This window comes from Breoghania sp., assembly GCF_963674635.1.
GTDB lineage: Bacteria > Pseudomonadota > Alphaproteobacteria > Rhizobiales > Stappiaceae > Breoghania.
In genome coordinates, this window is sequence record NZ_OY771475.1 from 2,297,814 (window position 1) to 2,312,576 (window position 14,763).

Consider the following 14,763-nt stretch of genomic DNA (forward strand, 5'->3'; position numbering starts at 1 on the left):
ACGGAACGGATTACCTGTTTCCGCGTTTTGCAGGCTACCGCAACTCCCCGACGCACGACACTTCAGTGACACGCCATGGCCAAAGCTCTAAATCCGATCGCCGCCCTTCTGCTTTCGGTCGCCCTCATGCTTCTCGGCCACGGCCTTCAGGCAACGCTGCTGCCCGTGCGCGCGGACCTGGAGGGCTTCTCGCCGGTCGCCATTGGCACAATGTCATCGAGTTATTTTGGCGGCTTCGTGCTGGGCTGCGTGATGGCCCCCTTCGCGGTCTTGCGCGCCGGACATATCCGGGCCTTCGCGGCACTCGTCTCACTGGGGTCGGCCAGCGCGATCCTCTATCCCGTTCTGGCTGAGCCAATCGCCTGGAGCGTCATTCGCTTCGCCTATGGCTTCACCCTTGCGGGCTTTTACCTCATTGTCGAAAGCTGGCTCAACGAACGCGCGACGAACGAAAATCGCGGCGCGCTGATGTCCACCTACATCATCGTCAACCTTGCCGCCATCACAGGCGGCCAGTTGCTGCTGACCGCGATCGACCCTGCCGGCTTTACCGCATTCGTACTCGCTTCAGTGGCGGTGTCGCTGGCGGTGGTGCCGATCTCGCTGACCCGCTCCCAACAACCAGCCCCCATCACGCTGGTGCGCTTCCGGCCGATGAGACTCTACAAGATTTCGCCGGCCGCCTTTGTCGGCAGCCTGTTCATCGGTCTGGCCAACGGCACCAACTGGACGCTGGCCCCGCTCTATGCCCGCCAGATCGGCTTCGACAAGGCGGATGTCGCCTATTTCGCCTCCGCGATCATCTTCGGCGGCGCGCTCGGGCAGTGGCCAATCGGTCGTCTTTCCGATCGCATGGACCGTCGTGTCGTTCTGATCGGACTGGCCTTTGCGTCCGGCGTCGTCGCAGGCCTTATCGCTGGATTTGAACCGACGACCTCAGGCCTGGCAATCGCCAGCGCCGGGCTTCTTGGGTTTTTCGCTCAACCCGCCTATTCCATCGCCGCCGCACATGCGTTCGACCATGTGGAGTCGGATGGGTTCGTGGAGGCGTCTTCCGGCCTGCTTCTGGCAAATGGCATCGGCTCCACCATCGGCCCCATCGTCGCGTCCATCATGATGGTCCAACTCGGCCCGAGCGGCCTCTATGCCATGGTCTCGCTCGTGATGTTCCTGCTGGCGATTTACGTTCTCTTCCGGATGCAGGTGCGCGAGGCACCGGCCGCACGCCTGCACACCGAGTTCGACCTTGCCGGTACCGCGCAAGTCGGTGGTGTGCTGACGCCGGAACTGTTCGACGAAAGCCACCCGAATGTTGTCCTGCCGGAGTTCGCCCCCGCTCCCGACCTCACCCCCGACCCGGAGACAGTCGCGGAAGCCTGGGAAACCGCATGGGACGAGGAAGAAGCCGACGCACTGCCAGCGGAGCCTGCGCCGGAGCCCGAGCCGGAGGCTGTTGCCGAACCCGCAGAGTCCTCCGCGCCGGAGGTACGGCAGGGCGGCGAAACACCTCTAAAAGACTGACAAGGCATGTTGAAGGCGGCAATTATCGCTCGACGCCTTCGGCCTCATGCCGCATAGTCAGCCCGCGATGAGAACCCGGTTCGGCTTTCTGTACCTGTTGAGAAAAGAACGGCAAACGCTGTCCACGCTGGCGGCGTTGTCGGTCGTTGCGCGTGTGCTGGTGGGAATGTTCGCGCTGACCATGGCGCCGACAGATGCCCTTGCCGACGAGCCGACTTTCATCATTTGCTCAGGGCAAACCGGCGGCGCGGAGCCTGTTCAGGGCTCGCCGTGGGATGCCTTCCACTGCCCCTGTGGCATCTGTCATCATGTCAATTGCGCCCTCGCCTGCGGCCTGCCGGGAGCGGCGGCGCTGTTGCCCATGCCCGCCCATGGCGCACCCATTCGGTTGACGCGGTCCGCCCAGGACAGACCGGCGACGCAAGACCCGCTGTCCCATGCGCGGATACGCGCGCCCCCCTCTCACGCCTGAACGATCAGAGCCGGACACTGATACCCAGATACCGGCAGTCTAGTTCGGCGAGCCCACTCGCCATCGTTCATGTGCATGGTGCGCCCAGAGCCACCATGCGGAGGAGATATGACAATGAAGACCCTTTATTCCCTTGCCGCCGCGGCCGCCCTTTCGCTGACCCTCGCCTTTTCCGCCCAGGCCGGTTCCGAACCCGTGAAACTCGGCGATCTCACCATCGAGACCCCGTGGACCCGGGCCACCCCCGGTCAGGCCAAGGCGGGCGGCGGCTTCCTCAAGGTGACCAATCACGGCTCGGAGGCTGACCGGCTGGTATCCGCGTCTTCCCCGCGTGCCGGGATGACCGAGATCCACGAGATGGCCGTCAAGGACGGCATCATGACCATGCGCGAAATGGAAGGCGGGCTGGAAGTTCCCGCTGGTGAGACGCTGGAGCTGAAGCCCGGCGGCTATCACGTCATGTTCATGAAGCTCAAGGAGCCCTTCGTGGAGGGCGAAACGGTCCCTGTTACCCTGACCTTCGAAAAGGCGGGCAGCGTCGACATCACGATGCCGGTTTCCAAGGCTGGTTCCAAAATGCCCGCTCACATGGACATGCACGGCCATGGCCACATGAAGAAGCAGTAGGACAATGCAGACTGGAAAGATCATTCGATACGGGGCTTGGGCGGCAATTGCCGCCCTCGTCCTGTGTGTGGGAGGCCTGCTGGGCTGGAACTATCTCTCCCAGAAGGACGGCAATGGACTGCTGACCCCCGTCGCCAGCATTGGCGGTCCCTTCACCCTGGTCGATGGCGAAGGCAACACGTTTACCGAGGCCGATCTGAAGGGCAAGCCTTCGGTGATGTTCTTCGGCTACACCTTCTGCCCGGACGTTTGCCCGACCACGTTGGCGGAGCTTCAGGGCTGGATCGAGCAACTCGGACCGGATGCCGACAAGCTGAACTATGTGTTCGTCTCCGTCGACCCGGAACGGGATACGCCGGAAGTGATGGCCTCCTATGTCGGCGCTTTCGACGACCGCATCGTCCCGCTTTCCGGCACACGCGAGCAGGTGGACGCTGTCATCAAGGCCTACCGTGTCTATGCGCGCCGGGTGGAGCGCGAGGACGGTGATTACCTGATGGACCACTCTGCCGGCCTCTATCTCTTCGACGGCACCCTGCGTTTCGTTGGGACGATTGCCTATGGAGAGGACAGCGAGACGGCTCTCGCCAAGCTGCGACGTCTGGCGGAGAACGGTTAGGCGGCGCAAAATCCGACAAGCATTGTCAAGGCGGGTAGCTGACGGCACCCGCCGACTGCGCTATCCTATGGCGATCCGCAACCAGAGCACGGCGATCACATGTCAACGACACCGGCCACATGGGCTGCCATCGGCGCAATCGGAGCCGTCCTCCTGCTGGGGGCCGCGGTTCTGTGGATCCGTCATGGCGAACAGATCTTCGTGCAGATGCTGCTGAACGGGTTTGCCGGTTGCTTGGGCTGATCGGCGCTCTCTCCATCAAGGGCGCCACGCCCATTTTCATCAGCGAAGACAAGAAACAATGGCGAAGCTGCGCCTAGACCAGATGCTGGTTGACCGGGGCCTTGCGGAAAGTCGTGCACGGGCACGCGACGCGATCCTGCGCGGACATGTTCACGTGGCAGGCAAGCAGGCCTCCAAGCCCGGCCAGACGGTTGCCCCCGGTGCCGACATCACCATCAATGACCCTGCCGCAGGCTATGTTTCGCGCGCGGCCCTGAAGCTGATTGCTGGGCTCGACGCGTTTTCCTTCGATGTAACCGGCTGCCAATGTCTCGATATCGGGGCCTCCACAGGCGGTTTCACGCAAGTGCTGCTGGAGCGTGGGGCCAGCCATGTCGACGCCATCGACGTGGGCCATGACCAGCTTCACGCCTCGTTGCAGAACGACCCGCGCGTCAACTCGCTGGAGGGTCTCAATGCCCGCGCCCTGACGCGCGAGGATCTGAGCGCCGCCCCGGGCATTCTCGTGAGCGATGTCAGCTTCATCTCGCTGAAACTGGTGCTTCCCCCTGCGCTTGACCTGGCTGGGCCCGATGCGCGCGGCCTGTTTCTGGTCAAGCCGCAATTCGAGGCGGGCAAAAACAGGATCGGCAAGGGCGGCCTCGTTGCCCCCGACATCGCGGAAGAGGTCGCCCTTGAGATCCGCGACTGGCTCGATGCACAGCCCGGCTGGCGGGTTCTCGGCATGGTGCCCTCTCCCATCAAGGGCGGCGATGGCAACGGGGAATATCTGCTGGGTGCTGCGAAGGACGAAAGCCCGGCGTAGCCTTTGCCTGCGCGATCCTGTATGCCCGGCCATGGAGAATGACCAGCAGGACGCGCTTTGATGCCCGAGACCGTTACCATCGATCACCTTGCCCACCGCGGCGACGGTGTCGCCCTTGTCGGCGACAAGCCGATTTACGTGCCGCTGACCCTGGCGGGTGAGACAGTCCAGATCGAGCGCAAGGGCGAACGCGCAAGGCTTCTCTCGGTCGAGAGCCCTTCGTCTCAACGCGTCGAGCCAATCTGCCCGCATTACGGTGTTTGCGGCGGCTGCGCGCTTCAGCACATGGAGGCAACCGCCTATCGCGCGTGGAAGGAAGAGCAGGTCAAGGCCGCCCTTGCCGCGCGCGGTATCGAGGCGGATATCCGGCCGATTGTCGAAGCCGGACCCGGCACCCGCAGGCGGGCGGTTCTTTCCGCCGTGCGCGCGGGCGGGCGTGTGCTGCTGGGCTATCATGAGCGCATGGCGAACCGACTTGTCGGGATCGAGGCCTGCCCCGTGCTCACGCCGCGCATCGTTGCCGCCCTGCCCACGCTCAACGGCCTCGCCTCCCGCCTTGCTCCGCGCAAGGGCGAGTTGCGGATGAGTGTTCTCGACACAACCGCAGGCCTCGACGTCGCCATCGACGGAGCGGACCGCAAGACCTCGCGCGATTTCCCCGCGCTCGGGCGTTTCGCAGCCGAAGCCGATTTCGCGCGGCTTTCGGTCAATGGCGAGGTGGTGATCGAGATCCGCCCGCCCGCGCTCGATTTTGCGGGCGCGGCCATGGTGCCGCCGCCGGGCGGGTTCGTGCAGGCAAGCGCGGAAGCCGAGGCCGCCATGTCGCAAGCCGTGCTGGAAGGAATTGGAGGCGCGAAACGTGTCGCGGACCTCTTTGCGGGTTCGGGCACCTTCGCGCTTCGCATTGCCCATGAAGCCATGGTTCTGGCGGTTGAAAGCGACAAGCCTGCCATGGCCGCGCTCGACACCGCATGGCGGCGCGCCTCAGGGCTGAAGACCATCTCGCAGGACGTGCGCGATCTCTTCCGCAGTCCGCTGAGGCCGGAGGAACTGGACGGCTTCGATGCGGTCGTCTTCGATCCGCCACGGGCAGGCGCGAAGGAGCAGGCAGCCCAGTTGGCCTTGTCAAAAGTGAGAACCGTGGTTGCGGTTTCCTGCAATCCGGCGACGCTGGCGCGCGATCTGCGTACACTGATCGACGGCGGCTATGCCCTAAAATGGGTTCTGCCGGTGGACCAGTTCCTGTTTTCGCCCCACATTGAGGTGGTCGCCCTTCTAACGCGGGAGTGAGCCATGCGCAGGTCAAGACCCTCTTCGCCTGATTTGAGCGGATGGGTCAGACGTGCGCGTTTTGCAGCCCGAAGCCTTGGACGGATCGGCTGGTACGGAGCCCACCGCTACATCACGGGCCGGATCGACCGACGTATCGGCCAGGCCTATCCCGACTACCGGATCGCACCGCCTCAAGGCCTTGTCCCGTCTGAGCGCCGCATTCTTGCGGATATCGCGCAACTTCAGGCAAGCGACCTGGCGAATGTGGAGGCGGGGCATTATCCCCTGCCCGACGCCGAACCTGGCGGTCTTTCAGGCCTCCTGCAAAAAACCCGGTTGTTTTATGCGGATGTGCCCGACGCCGCCCACAGGCGACGCAGCGGGGATGAGGACACGACGCGGGATACCAACGAGCCCTATTACCATCAGGATTTCCATTTCCAGGCAGATGGCTGGATGTCGGAAGCCTCTGCCCGTCTCTATGACTTTCAGGTGGAAGTGCTCTTCAACGGTTCCGCCGCCGCCATGCGCCGTCAGGGGTTGGTTCCCCTCGCAATGCTGATGCGCGAACGCGATCAGCGTGCGCTTTCCTTCGCCGATATCGCCTGCGGAACCGGAACGATGCTGCGCGAGGTTCAGCGCGCCTTCCCCCGTCTTGCGACCATCGGCATCGATGTATCGGAACCTTACCTGCGCTACGGCAGCCGGCTGGCGAAGCGTTCACGGGACCGGCGCTTCATCGCGGGGCTCGCCGAGGCTCTGCCGCTTGGCGATGAAAGCCTCGATGCGGCAAGCGTCGTCTATCTCTTCCACGAATTGCCGCCGGATATCCGTCACAAGGCGGCGGCCGAGTTTGGCCGGGTCCTGAAGCCGGGCGGATTGCTCGTCTTCATCGACACGCTGCAAATGGGCGATGAGCCGGATTATGACGGACTTCTGGAGCTTTTCCCGCAGCTATTCCGCGAGCCCTATTACGCGGGCTTCGTCAATGAGGATCTGGCCGCGCTCTTTGCTCCCCACGGGCTTCACATCGAGGAGGCGTGGAATGCCTATGTCTCGCGGATCACGGTGTTTCGCAAGGACGGCTAGTCAGGCATTGCATCCCGGACGCGAACCGCGTCCGGGGCGATCTCTCGCATTGCGGCAACTCAGGCGGCGAGCGCCTTGTCGGCGTCCCAATAGTCGTAGCCAAGGGCATCGCAGACCGCCTTGTAGGTGATCCGGCCTGCTTGCACATTGAGGCCCGCCTTCAGGTGGGGATCATCGCAAAGCGCCTGTTTCCAGCCCTTGTTGGCGATAGCAAGGCCGAAGGGAAGCGTCGCGTTGGCCAGCGCAAAGGTGGAGGTACGGGCGACACCGCCGGGCATGTTGGCCACGCAGTAATGGACCACGCCATCCACCACATATGTGGGCTCGGAATGGGTCGTGGCACGGCTTGTTTCCGTGCAGCCGCCCTGATCGATGGCGACATCCACGATCGCCGCGCCCTTGCGCATCGTGGAGAGCATCTCGCGGGTAATCAGCTTCGGAGCGGAGGCACCCGGGATCAGCACCGTGCCGATGACAAGCTCGGCCTCAGCGACGAGTTCGGCAACGGTCTGTGCGTTGGAATAGGCGGTCTTCACCGCCGTTCCGAACTGCGTATTGAGGCGGCGCAGCACATCGGCAGACCGGTCGATCACGGTGACATTCGCGCCAAGGCCCAGCGCCATTTGCGTGGCATGGGTTCCCGCGACGCCGCCCCCCAGGATCACGACATTGGCCGCCGGGACGCCGGGCACGCCGCCCAACAGCATGCCGCAGCCGCCTTTCGCGTTCTCAAGGCAATGGGCCCCGGCCTGAACGGACATGCGTCCCGCCACTTCCGACATGGGCATGAGCAACGGCAGACCGCCAGCCGGGTTGGTCACCGTCTCATAGGCAATGCAGGTCGCCCCCGACGCCATCAGGTCCTTTGTCTGTTCCGGATCCGGTGCCAGATGGAGATAGGTGAAGAGGATCTGATCTTCACGCAGGCGCTGGCGCTCCACGGCCTGCGGCTCCTTCACCTTCACGATCATGTCGCTTTCGGCGAAGACGGTTTCCGCATCGGGCGCGATTTTCGCACCGGCGGCGACATAGGCTTCATCGGCAAGCCCCGCGCCGAGCCCGGCACCGGTTTCCACCAGAACCGTATGGCCGTTGACCACGAATTCCCGCACGCCGGCGGGAATGACACTGACGCGATCTTCGTAATCCTTGATTTCCTTCGGGATGCCAATACGCATGACGCCTCCTCCTGAATTGGCTCCGGAACAGCTCCCTCAATTACAAGATGGGGAGTTTTATCGTGAATTTTCTCGCGATTTCACGTGTCACGGAAGCGTAAGATCGCATAGTCTGCGAAAATGAACCGTAAATTGCGCAGAATTCGAGCATCACGAGAAATTCGGCACCATGAAATTTGACGATCGCGACAAGGCCATACTCAAGGAATTGCAGAACAATGGACGGCTGACCAATGCGGAGCTGGCGGAACGCGTGAGCCTCTCGCCGTCCGCCTGTCTCAGGCGCACGAAGATGCTCGAAGAAGCGGGTGTCATCGCCGGCTACACGATGTTGCTGAATGCCAAGTCCGTGGGGCTGGCGGGCACCGCCTTCGTTCAGGTCACCCTGAAAGGCCAGCGCCGCGAGGAACTGGACACTTTTGAGAAGGCCGTCGCCAAGGTGCCCGAGATCCTGGAATGCTACCTGCTGGCTGGCCAGTACGACTACCTGCTGCGCATCGCCTACCGGAACACGGAAGATCTGGAACGCATGCACAAGGACACGTTGACGGGCCTTCCGGGCGTCGACCGCGTCCAGTCCATGCTGACGCTCAGAACCGTGAAGCGGACCACAAAGCTGCCGGTGTGATCCTCACCTGCCCAAATCCGGCCGAAACGCCTTCAAGCGCGCGAAGATCTGTTCTGGCGCACCTTGGAGCGGATGGAGCGCGATTTCGATGCGCATGTCGCCCTTGCGCCGGTAGGGTCGCGCCATCGGCTTGCGCCACCAGGGCGCCTTTTCCGGCTTGGCCACCACATCTGCCAGCGGCCGATGCAGATGCACGATCAGGGTGGAGAGCCGGATTGAGCGGACGGCGGTATTGAACACCTCAAGCTGCGCGATCTCCGCCCAGCCAATGAAGCCGATGCCGCCAATGAAGAGCCCGTCGGCATTTGCGCCGAGCTGCGGCTGGCCCTTCTCGATCAAAGGGAAATAGTAGAAGGACATCATCAGCGCGAGAGCCGAGATGATGTAGAGCCCGGGCTCGTGATTGTAGGCGGCAACGAAGCCTGCCAGCAGCGCGGCGAGGATGCCCCCATAGACGAGCCCCTCGCCCGAGCCCTTGCGATAGCCCACCGCGAAGGGACGCGCTTTCATGTCTTCAAAGGGATTGAGGGCCTGTGACAGCGGTTTCTCCCGGGCAAGGCTGGCGGATACGCATCATGCGACCGCTCCAGCCTCGCAAGGGTCGCATCGCGGTTCAAGACCCAACAAGACGACAACATGGAGCCAGAGGGCCAGCCTCGCACTCCAGGCAGGCCGATGGCCTGCCCGGAGAGAAGCTGTCGGGCCTAGCCGTCGATGATCTCGGTGGACCCGATCTCGATACCGAAGCCTTCCAGACCGACATAGTGACGCTCGCGGGAAGACAGCAGGCGGATGGAGCTGACACCGAGATCCTTCAGAATCTGGGCCCCAAGTCCGATCTCGCGCCAGGATTCCGAGCGCGCCTGTGCAGAACCGTGATCCTCACGCTCACGCTGGACTTCCGAACGGGCGCGGCGGGATTGACGTGCCACCCCCACGGAGCCCTCGCGCAGATAGACCACAACGCCGCGGCCACGCTCCGCCATGCCCTTCATGATGTCGTCCAGCGCCTGAGACTGGCCGAACACGTCGTCGATCACCGATTCCAGGTGCAGACGCACCGGGACATCGCGACCATCGAGAATGTCGCCATAGACAATGGCCAGATGGTCCATCGGGTCATAGGGCGTCGAATAGGTGATGGCATAGGCGGGGCCGGCCAGCGTCTCGATCGACTGCTCGTAGACGCGTTCGACAAGCTTCTCCTTGCGCTCGCGCCAGGCGATCAGATCGGCGACGGAAACCTGCTTCAGGCCGTGCTTCTGGGCAAACTCGGTAACTTGGGCTCCCCGCGTGACCGTGCCGTCATCGTTGACGAGTTCACAGATCACGCCAACTTCCGGCAAGCCCGCCAGACGGCAGAGATCGACCGCGGCTTCGGTATGACCGGAGCGCATCAAGACGCCGCCATCCTTGGCGATCAGCGGGAAGACATGGCCGGGACGCACGAAATCGGCAGAGCCGGAATTGGGATTGGCAAGCCCGCGCACCGTGGCGACGCGATCCTCGGCGGAAATTCCCGTCGTCGTTCCGTGCTTAAAGTCGACGGAAATCGTGAAGGCGGTGGAATGCGGCGCGTCGTTTTCATTGACCATGGGGTCGAGGCGCAGCTTGTGGGCCAGTTCACGCGTGATCGGAGCGCAGACAATGCCGGATGTATGGCGCACGATGAAGGCCATTTTCTCCGGTGTGGCATGGCTGGCGGCGACGATCAGATCGCCTTCGTTCTCGCGGTCGTCATCGTCGGTCACAACAACGATTTCGCCGTTCTCAAATGCGCGGATCGCTTCCGCAACTCGGGTCTGGGACATATCGATTTCCTTTGCGGGCGAGAGCCCGAGAAAGTCGTTGGGCGTAACGGCACCGTTCGTCGCTTCGAAAATGCGGCCTCCCGTCTCGCGCGAGATCCAGACGTTGGGATCATTGCACAAGGCGGTGACTGCGGCCGGTGAGAGACCGGCGCGGCGGGCAAAGGCGGAACGGGTTTCTTTTGCTCTGGTGAGCCATTCGTCGAGACGCATAGGTAGAATGTAGGACTCAACGATTTCAGTCGCAATGAAAAAAACGGAAAATTCAGCGACACTGAAATGATGCCGAGACGGGCTCTCAGGCTATGAGCGGGACAGACCAGAGGCAGGCGATGCAAGCCTCTGATATCAAGACAGAACCGCGCGCACGCAACGCGTCCCAGACACGGACGCGCGGCGCGTTACCCTACCTGACCGCGATGCCGGATCCAGTGATCGGCAAGCACACAGGCCATCATGGCTTCTCCAACCGGAACGCCGCGAATGCCGACACACGGATCATGGCGCCCCTTGGTGACGACGTCCACCTCTTCGCCGGTGCGGGTAATGGACTTGCGCGGCTGGAGGATGGACGAGGTCGGCTTGACGGCGAACCGCACCACGACCGGCTCACCGGTGGAAATGCCGCCCAGAACACCGCCCGCATTGTTGGACAGGAAGATCGGGGTCTTGCCCTGACCGATCCGCATCTCGTCGGCGTTTTCCTCGCCGGTGAGTTCGGCGGCCTCAAACCCGTTGCCGATCTCCACGCCCTTGACCGCGTTGATCGACATCATCGCCGCTGCCAGATCCGCATCAAGCTTGCCATAGAGCGGGGCGCCGAGGCCAACGGGAACGTTTTCCGCGATCACTTCCACGACCGCGCCCACAGAGGAGCCAGCCTTGCGGATGCCGTCGAGATAGTCCGCCCATTCCTGCGCTGCCACGGGATCGGGACAAAAGAAGGGATTGTTGTCGATTTCGGCCCAGTCCCAGCGCGAACGATCAATCTTGTGCGGGCCGATCTGAACCAGGGCACCGCGGATCTTCACGCCCGGCAGCACCTTGCGCGCGATGCCGCCCGCCGCCACCCGCATCGCCGTTTCGCGCGCCGAGGAGCGCCCTCCACCGCGATAGTCGCGGATGCCGTATTTGGCGTCATAGGTGAAATCGGCATGGCCCGGCCGGAAGCGGGCCTTGATTTCGGAATAGTCCTTGGAGCGCTGATCGACATTCGTGATTTCCAGCGAGATCGGCGTGCCGGTCGTCTTCTGGATGCCGTCCTCGTCAACCATCACGCCGGACAGGATGCGTACTTCGTCCGGTTCGCGACGCTGGGTGGTGTATTTCGACTGACCGGGCTTGCGCTTGTCGAGCCATCCTTGAAGGTCTGCTTCGGTGAGCGGGATCAGCGGCGGACAGCCATCGACGACACAGCCGATCGCAGGCCCATGGCTCTCGCCCCAGGTTGTGACACGGAAGAGATGACCGAACGTGTTGTGCGACATGAAACCTCTGGAACCCTCACAGCGCTCGCTCATCCGGCCTTGTGGCTGAGCGGCCATATGGAAGGGGGTTCTAAAGCGTTCGTCGCACGAAGGGAAGCGTATCGAGCCTCAACGATAGAAGGCAGGCACCAGCAGAACGAACACGGTCATGATTTCCAGACGGCCAATGATCATGGCAAGCGACAGGATCCATTTGGCGGCGTCCGGCAGGCTGGCGAAATTGCCCGCAGGCCCGATGATCGGGCCGATCCCCGGACCGACATTCGAAATGGCGGTAATGGAGCCGGACAGCGCGGTGACAGGATCGACGCCCACCAGTTGCAACAACAGGGAAACGCCGAGCCAGGTCGCAAAATACAGGAACACGAAAACACAGACCGAGGCCACTTCGCCATCCTGGAGGATACGCGCACCATAGCGCGGCACCACGACCGCATGCGGAAAACTCTGGCGCGTGACCATCTGGCCAACCATGCGAACCAGCACCTGGAAGCGGAAGATCTTGATTCCGCCCGCCGTGGACCCCGTGCAACCGCCGACGAAGGTCAGCAGGAAGAACATGCCCGCCACGGGCGTCCCCCAGGCCAGATAGTCCTGCGTGGCGTAGCCGGTGGTGGTGACGACGGAGACAACGTTGAAAGCCGATTGCGTGAGCGCCGTCTCGAAGGGAATTCCATCGACGACAACAAGCCAGATCGCGATGGCGAGCACGACGACGCCCAGGAATGTCAGGAAGCCGAAGACCTGGGTTTCCATGCGCGACGAGAATTGCGAGCGCCGGGCCAGGCGCACATAAGTGAGGAACGGAATGCCCGAGGCGGCCATGAAGAAGGTGGCAGCCCAGAAGATGACCGGGCTGTCGAAATAGCCCATGGAGGCATCATGGGTTGAAAAGCCGCCGGTGCAGACGGTCGTGAAGGCGTGGTTGATGGCATCAAACCAGCGCATGCCACCGAACCGGTAGGCAAGAATGCAGCCGATCGTGATCAGCACATAGACGCCAAAAATCGCGCCTGCGAGCTGACCGGAACGGTAGAACAGTTTCTCGGAACGATCGGAGGATTCCAGCTTGAAAAGCTGCATGCCGCCGAGGCGGAGAAACGGAAAGATCACCAGCGCCATGCCGATGATGCCGATGCCGCCGACCCATTGCATGACGGAGCGCCACAGCAGGATCGTCTCCGGCTGCTCGTCGAGCCCGGACATCACCGTGGAACCCGTCGTGGTAATGGCGGAGACCGTTTCGAAATAGGCGTCGGCGAAGGAAAGGCCGTCGGGCGAGAGCATCAGCGGCACGGCGGCCACCAGCGGCACAACGAGCCAAGCGGCTGTCACGAAAAGCACGGCCTGCCGGAAATCCATGCCATGGCGTTTGGGCGCGAACGTAATGATGATCGCGACGCCCAGAGCAAATGTGCCCATGGCGGAGGCCAGAAAAACCAGCGTCTCCCCATCCAGAAACACAAGAGACACGAGCACCAACAGCATTTCCGCAAGGGCGATCACAATCAGCAACCAACCAATCGGAAAGATCACCAGATTACGACGATCAGCTGCCCAACGGCCCCTCTCGGTCACATCCTGAATTTCCACGGGACGTCTCTTTGCGGTGACAAAACAGATGCACGATGCCGTTCAAGCGAAGCCAAGTCTCGCGAAGCTTGCGCTTTCGCGGCGCCATCGGCAAGCGCAAGAACTTTTCGCATCTCGGAACTCGGGTCGCATAGCCCATTTTTCGCCCATGCGAAACCACTTGACGAAATCACGCGAGTGGATGAAATGATGCTCAACCCTGTCAGGCCAAGCACGTGCCCGGCCGGTTCGAAGCCATCCATTTCGGCTTCCGGCCCGCCGCAGCGCCATTAGACGCCCGGAGGCGGCGCAACCGGCAGGGCGATTGTCACAACATATTGGACTCCGGCGGCCTTTGGCCGCCGCGTTTCGAGGAATACCCGATGGCTTCCTTTATCCGGGCAGCGTGCGCGCTCGCCCTCCTGACGCTCGCCTGCCTGCCCGCATCTGCCGAGGATGCAAAAGGCAAGATCGTGAAAGTCGACTTCGACAACTACGTGCTGCAGCTGGAAAACGGTCAGACATTCGAAGTGCCCGAGGACTTCTATGTCGAGGATCTGGAACCGGGCATGGTCGTCGTGATCCAGTACGACATCGTGGAGGGCAAGAACGTCATCGCGGATCTGGAACTGGCCGAATAGGCCCCGGTTCCGCCCAACGGTCAGGCTCTAAAGCCAGGACCCCAGTCCGCCTTGAACGACCAGGACACGATCCTGTTCGATGGGGCGAATCGGCAGGGTCACGCGGGGAGCGTCGAAGATAAGGCCCCGCAACACACGCAGGACGCCGCCATGGGCAACCACGACGGCGTCCCGATCCGCCGTCTCAAGCCAGCCTCCGATACGGATCGAGAGATCCGCGTAACTCTCACCTTCCGGCGGCCGGAAGCCCCATTTGTCGGCCCGGCGCGCGCGCACCCCCGCCCGATCGCTCTGCTTGAGCTCCGCCATGGTGAACCCTTCCCAGGCGCCAAAGGTGAGTTCACGCAGCACATCGCGGCGCTCGAACGCTTCCGGATCCAGCCCGAGTTCGCCACGTACCAGCCGCATCGTCTCGCAGGTCCGCCGCATGGGCGATGCAATAAACGCGAAATCTTCCGGGTCCTGTCCGCACCCTTCAAAAAAGCGCCGCACAGCCTGGCCATTGCGACGCGCTTGTGCGCGGCCGACATCGCTCATGTCGATCTCGCGCTGACCCTGCAGTCGACCTTCTGCATTCCAGGGCGTTTCGCCATGGCGAATGAATATCAATGTGGGTGACATGAGAAGTCCGGCAAAGACGAGCGGGATTGGTTGGTGGCTGGACTATGACCGCCCGCAGGCAGACCGGCAAGACATGCGACGACAATTCCGGTCGTCGCCGACGGTTTCGCCGGGACTGTCCGCGATGGAACAGCCCCGGCAGTTCGTTTCTGCCGGGCGGACTGCGCCTTTGAGCGCGCC

16 protein-coding genes are annotated in these 14,763 nt (G+C 62.7%); 10 read left to right on the forward strand and 6 right to left on the reverse strand.

Annotation, left to right across the window (positions count from 1 at the left end; translation table 11 throughout):
* The first annotated feature begins 75 nt into the window (after positions 1-75).
* From ABGM93_RS09925 to ABGM93_RS09960, 8 genes are all read left to right on the forward strand, one after another.
* Positions 76-1,521, forward strand: a complete 1,446-nt coding sequence (locus ABGM93_RS09925) for an MFS transporter (RefSeq protein ID WP_321499094.1) — start codon at positions 76-78, stop codon at positions 1,519-1,521.
* Positions 1,522-1,588: 67 nt separating this feature from the next.
* On the forward strand, positions 1,589-1,993 hold the full coding sequence (locus tag ABGM93_RS09930; protein ID WP_321499095.1) for a hypothetical protein: 405 nt from the start codon (positions 1,589-1,591) through the stop codon (positions 1,991-1,993).
* A gap of 114 nt (positions 1,994-2,107) precedes the next feature.
* A complete protein-coding gene (locus ABGM93_RS09935) occupies positions 2,108-2,620 on the forward strand; it encodes a copper chaperone PCu(A)C (RefSeq protein WP_321499096.1) in 513 nt (170 codons plus the stop codon).
* A 4-nt stretch (positions 2,621-2,624) separates the two neighbouring features.
* Positions 2,625-3,239, forward strand: coding sequence for an SCO family protein (locus ABGM93_RS09940; RefSeq protein ID WP_321499097.1), 615 nt, complete (start codon positions 2,625-2,627; stop codon positions 3,237-3,239).
* Between the two features lie 99 nt (positions 3,240-3,338).
* Entirely contained in the window at positions 3,339-3,482 is a 144-nt protein-coding gene (locus ABGM93_RS09945) for a hypothetical protein (RefSeq protein ID WP_319772964.1), read from the forward strand.
* A 58-nt stretch (positions 3,483-3,540) separates the two neighbouring features.
* Entirely contained in the window at positions 3,541-4,287 is a 747-nt protein-coding gene (locus ABGM93_RS09950) for a TlyA family RNA methyltransferase (RefSeq protein WP_321499098.1), read from the forward strand.
* 60 nt (positions 4,288-4,347) lie between these two features.
* Positions 4,348-5,577 (forward strand): RNA methyltransferase, encoded by a 1,230-nt coding sequence (locus ABGM93_RS09955; protein ID WP_321499099.1) that lies wholly within the window; start codon positions 4,348-4,350, stop codon positions 5,575-5,577.
* Between the two features lie 3 nt (positions 5,578-5,580).
* On the forward strand, positions 5,581-6,648 hold the full coding sequence (locus ABGM93_RS09960; protein ID WP_321499100.1) for a class I SAM-dependent methyltransferase: 1,068 nt from the start codon (positions 5,581-5,583) through the stop codon (positions 6,646-6,648).
* Between the two features lie 59 nt (positions 6,649-6,707).
* On the opposite strand, the gene ald is transcribed toward ABGM93_RS09960, so the two are convergent.
* On the reverse strand, positions 6,708-7,826 hold the full coding sequence (gene ald, locus ABGM93_RS09965) for an alanine dehydrogenase (protein WP_321499101.1): 1,119 nt from the start codon (positions 7,824-7,826) through the stop codon (positions 6,708-6,710).
* 169 nt (positions 7,827-7,995) lie between these two features.
* Here ald and ABGM93_RS09970 point away from each other — a divergent pair, with 169 nt between their 5' ends.
* On the forward strand, positions 7,996-8,454 hold the full coding sequence (locus ABGM93_RS09970; RefSeq protein ID WP_319772959.1) for an Lrp/AsnC family transcriptional regulator: 459 nt from the start codon (positions 7,996-7,998) through the stop codon (positions 8,452-8,454).
* Between the two features lie 3 nt (positions 8,455-8,457).
* On the opposite strand, the gene ABGM93_RS09975 is transcribed toward ABGM93_RS09970, so the two are convergent.
* The 4 genes from ABGM93_RS09975 to ABGM93_RS09990 all read right to left on the reverse strand — a co-directional run bounded on the left by ABGM93_RS09975 (position 8,458) and on the right by ABGM93_RS09990 (position 13,342).
* On the reverse strand, positions 8,458-8,964 hold the full coding sequence (locus ABGM93_RS09975) for a hypothetical protein (protein ID WP_321499102.1): 507 nt from the start codon (positions 8,962-8,964) through the stop codon (positions 8,458-8,460).
* Positions 8,965-9,158: 194 nt separating this feature from the next.
* Positions 9,159-10,475 carry a 3,4-dihydroxy-2-butanone-4-phosphate synthase gene (ribB, locus tag ABGM93_RS09980; RefSeq protein WP_321499103.1) on the reverse strand — a complete coding sequence of 439 codons (1,317 nt, stop codon included), beginning with the start codon at positions 10,473-10,475 and terminating at the stop codon, positions 9,159-9,161.
* 188 nt (positions 10,476-10,663) lie between these two features.
* Positions 10,664-11,749, reverse strand: coding sequence for a chorismate synthase (gene aroC, locus ABGM93_RS09985; protein WP_319772955.1), 1,086 nt, complete (start codon positions 11,747-11,749; stop codon positions 10,664-10,666).
* 108 nt (positions 11,750-11,857) lie between these two features.
* Complete coding sequence (locus ABGM93_RS09990) at positions 11,858-13,342, reverse strand: TrkH family potassium uptake protein (RefSeq protein ID WP_321499104.1); 1,485 nt, start codon at positions 13,340-13,342, stop codon at positions 11,858-11,860.
* Positions 13,343-13,704: 362 nt separating this feature from the next.
* Between ABGM93_RS09990 and ABGM93_RS09995 the strand changes: the two genes are divergently transcribed.
* Positions 13,705-13,962, forward strand: a complete 258-nt coding sequence (locus tag ABGM93_RS09995; protein WP_321499105.1) for a DUF1344 domain-containing protein — start codon at positions 13,705-13,707, stop codon at positions 13,960-13,962.
* Positions 13,963-13,989: 27 nt separating this feature from the next.
* On the opposite strand, the gene ABGM93_RS10000 is transcribed toward ABGM93_RS09995, so the two are convergent.
* Positions 13,990-14,583 (reverse strand): histidine phosphatase family protein, encoded by a 594-nt coding sequence (locus tag ABGM93_RS10000; protein ID WP_321499106.1) that lies wholly within the window; start codon positions 14,581-14,583, stop codon positions 13,990-13,992.
* Positions 14,584-14,763 lie beyond the last annotated feature (180 nt).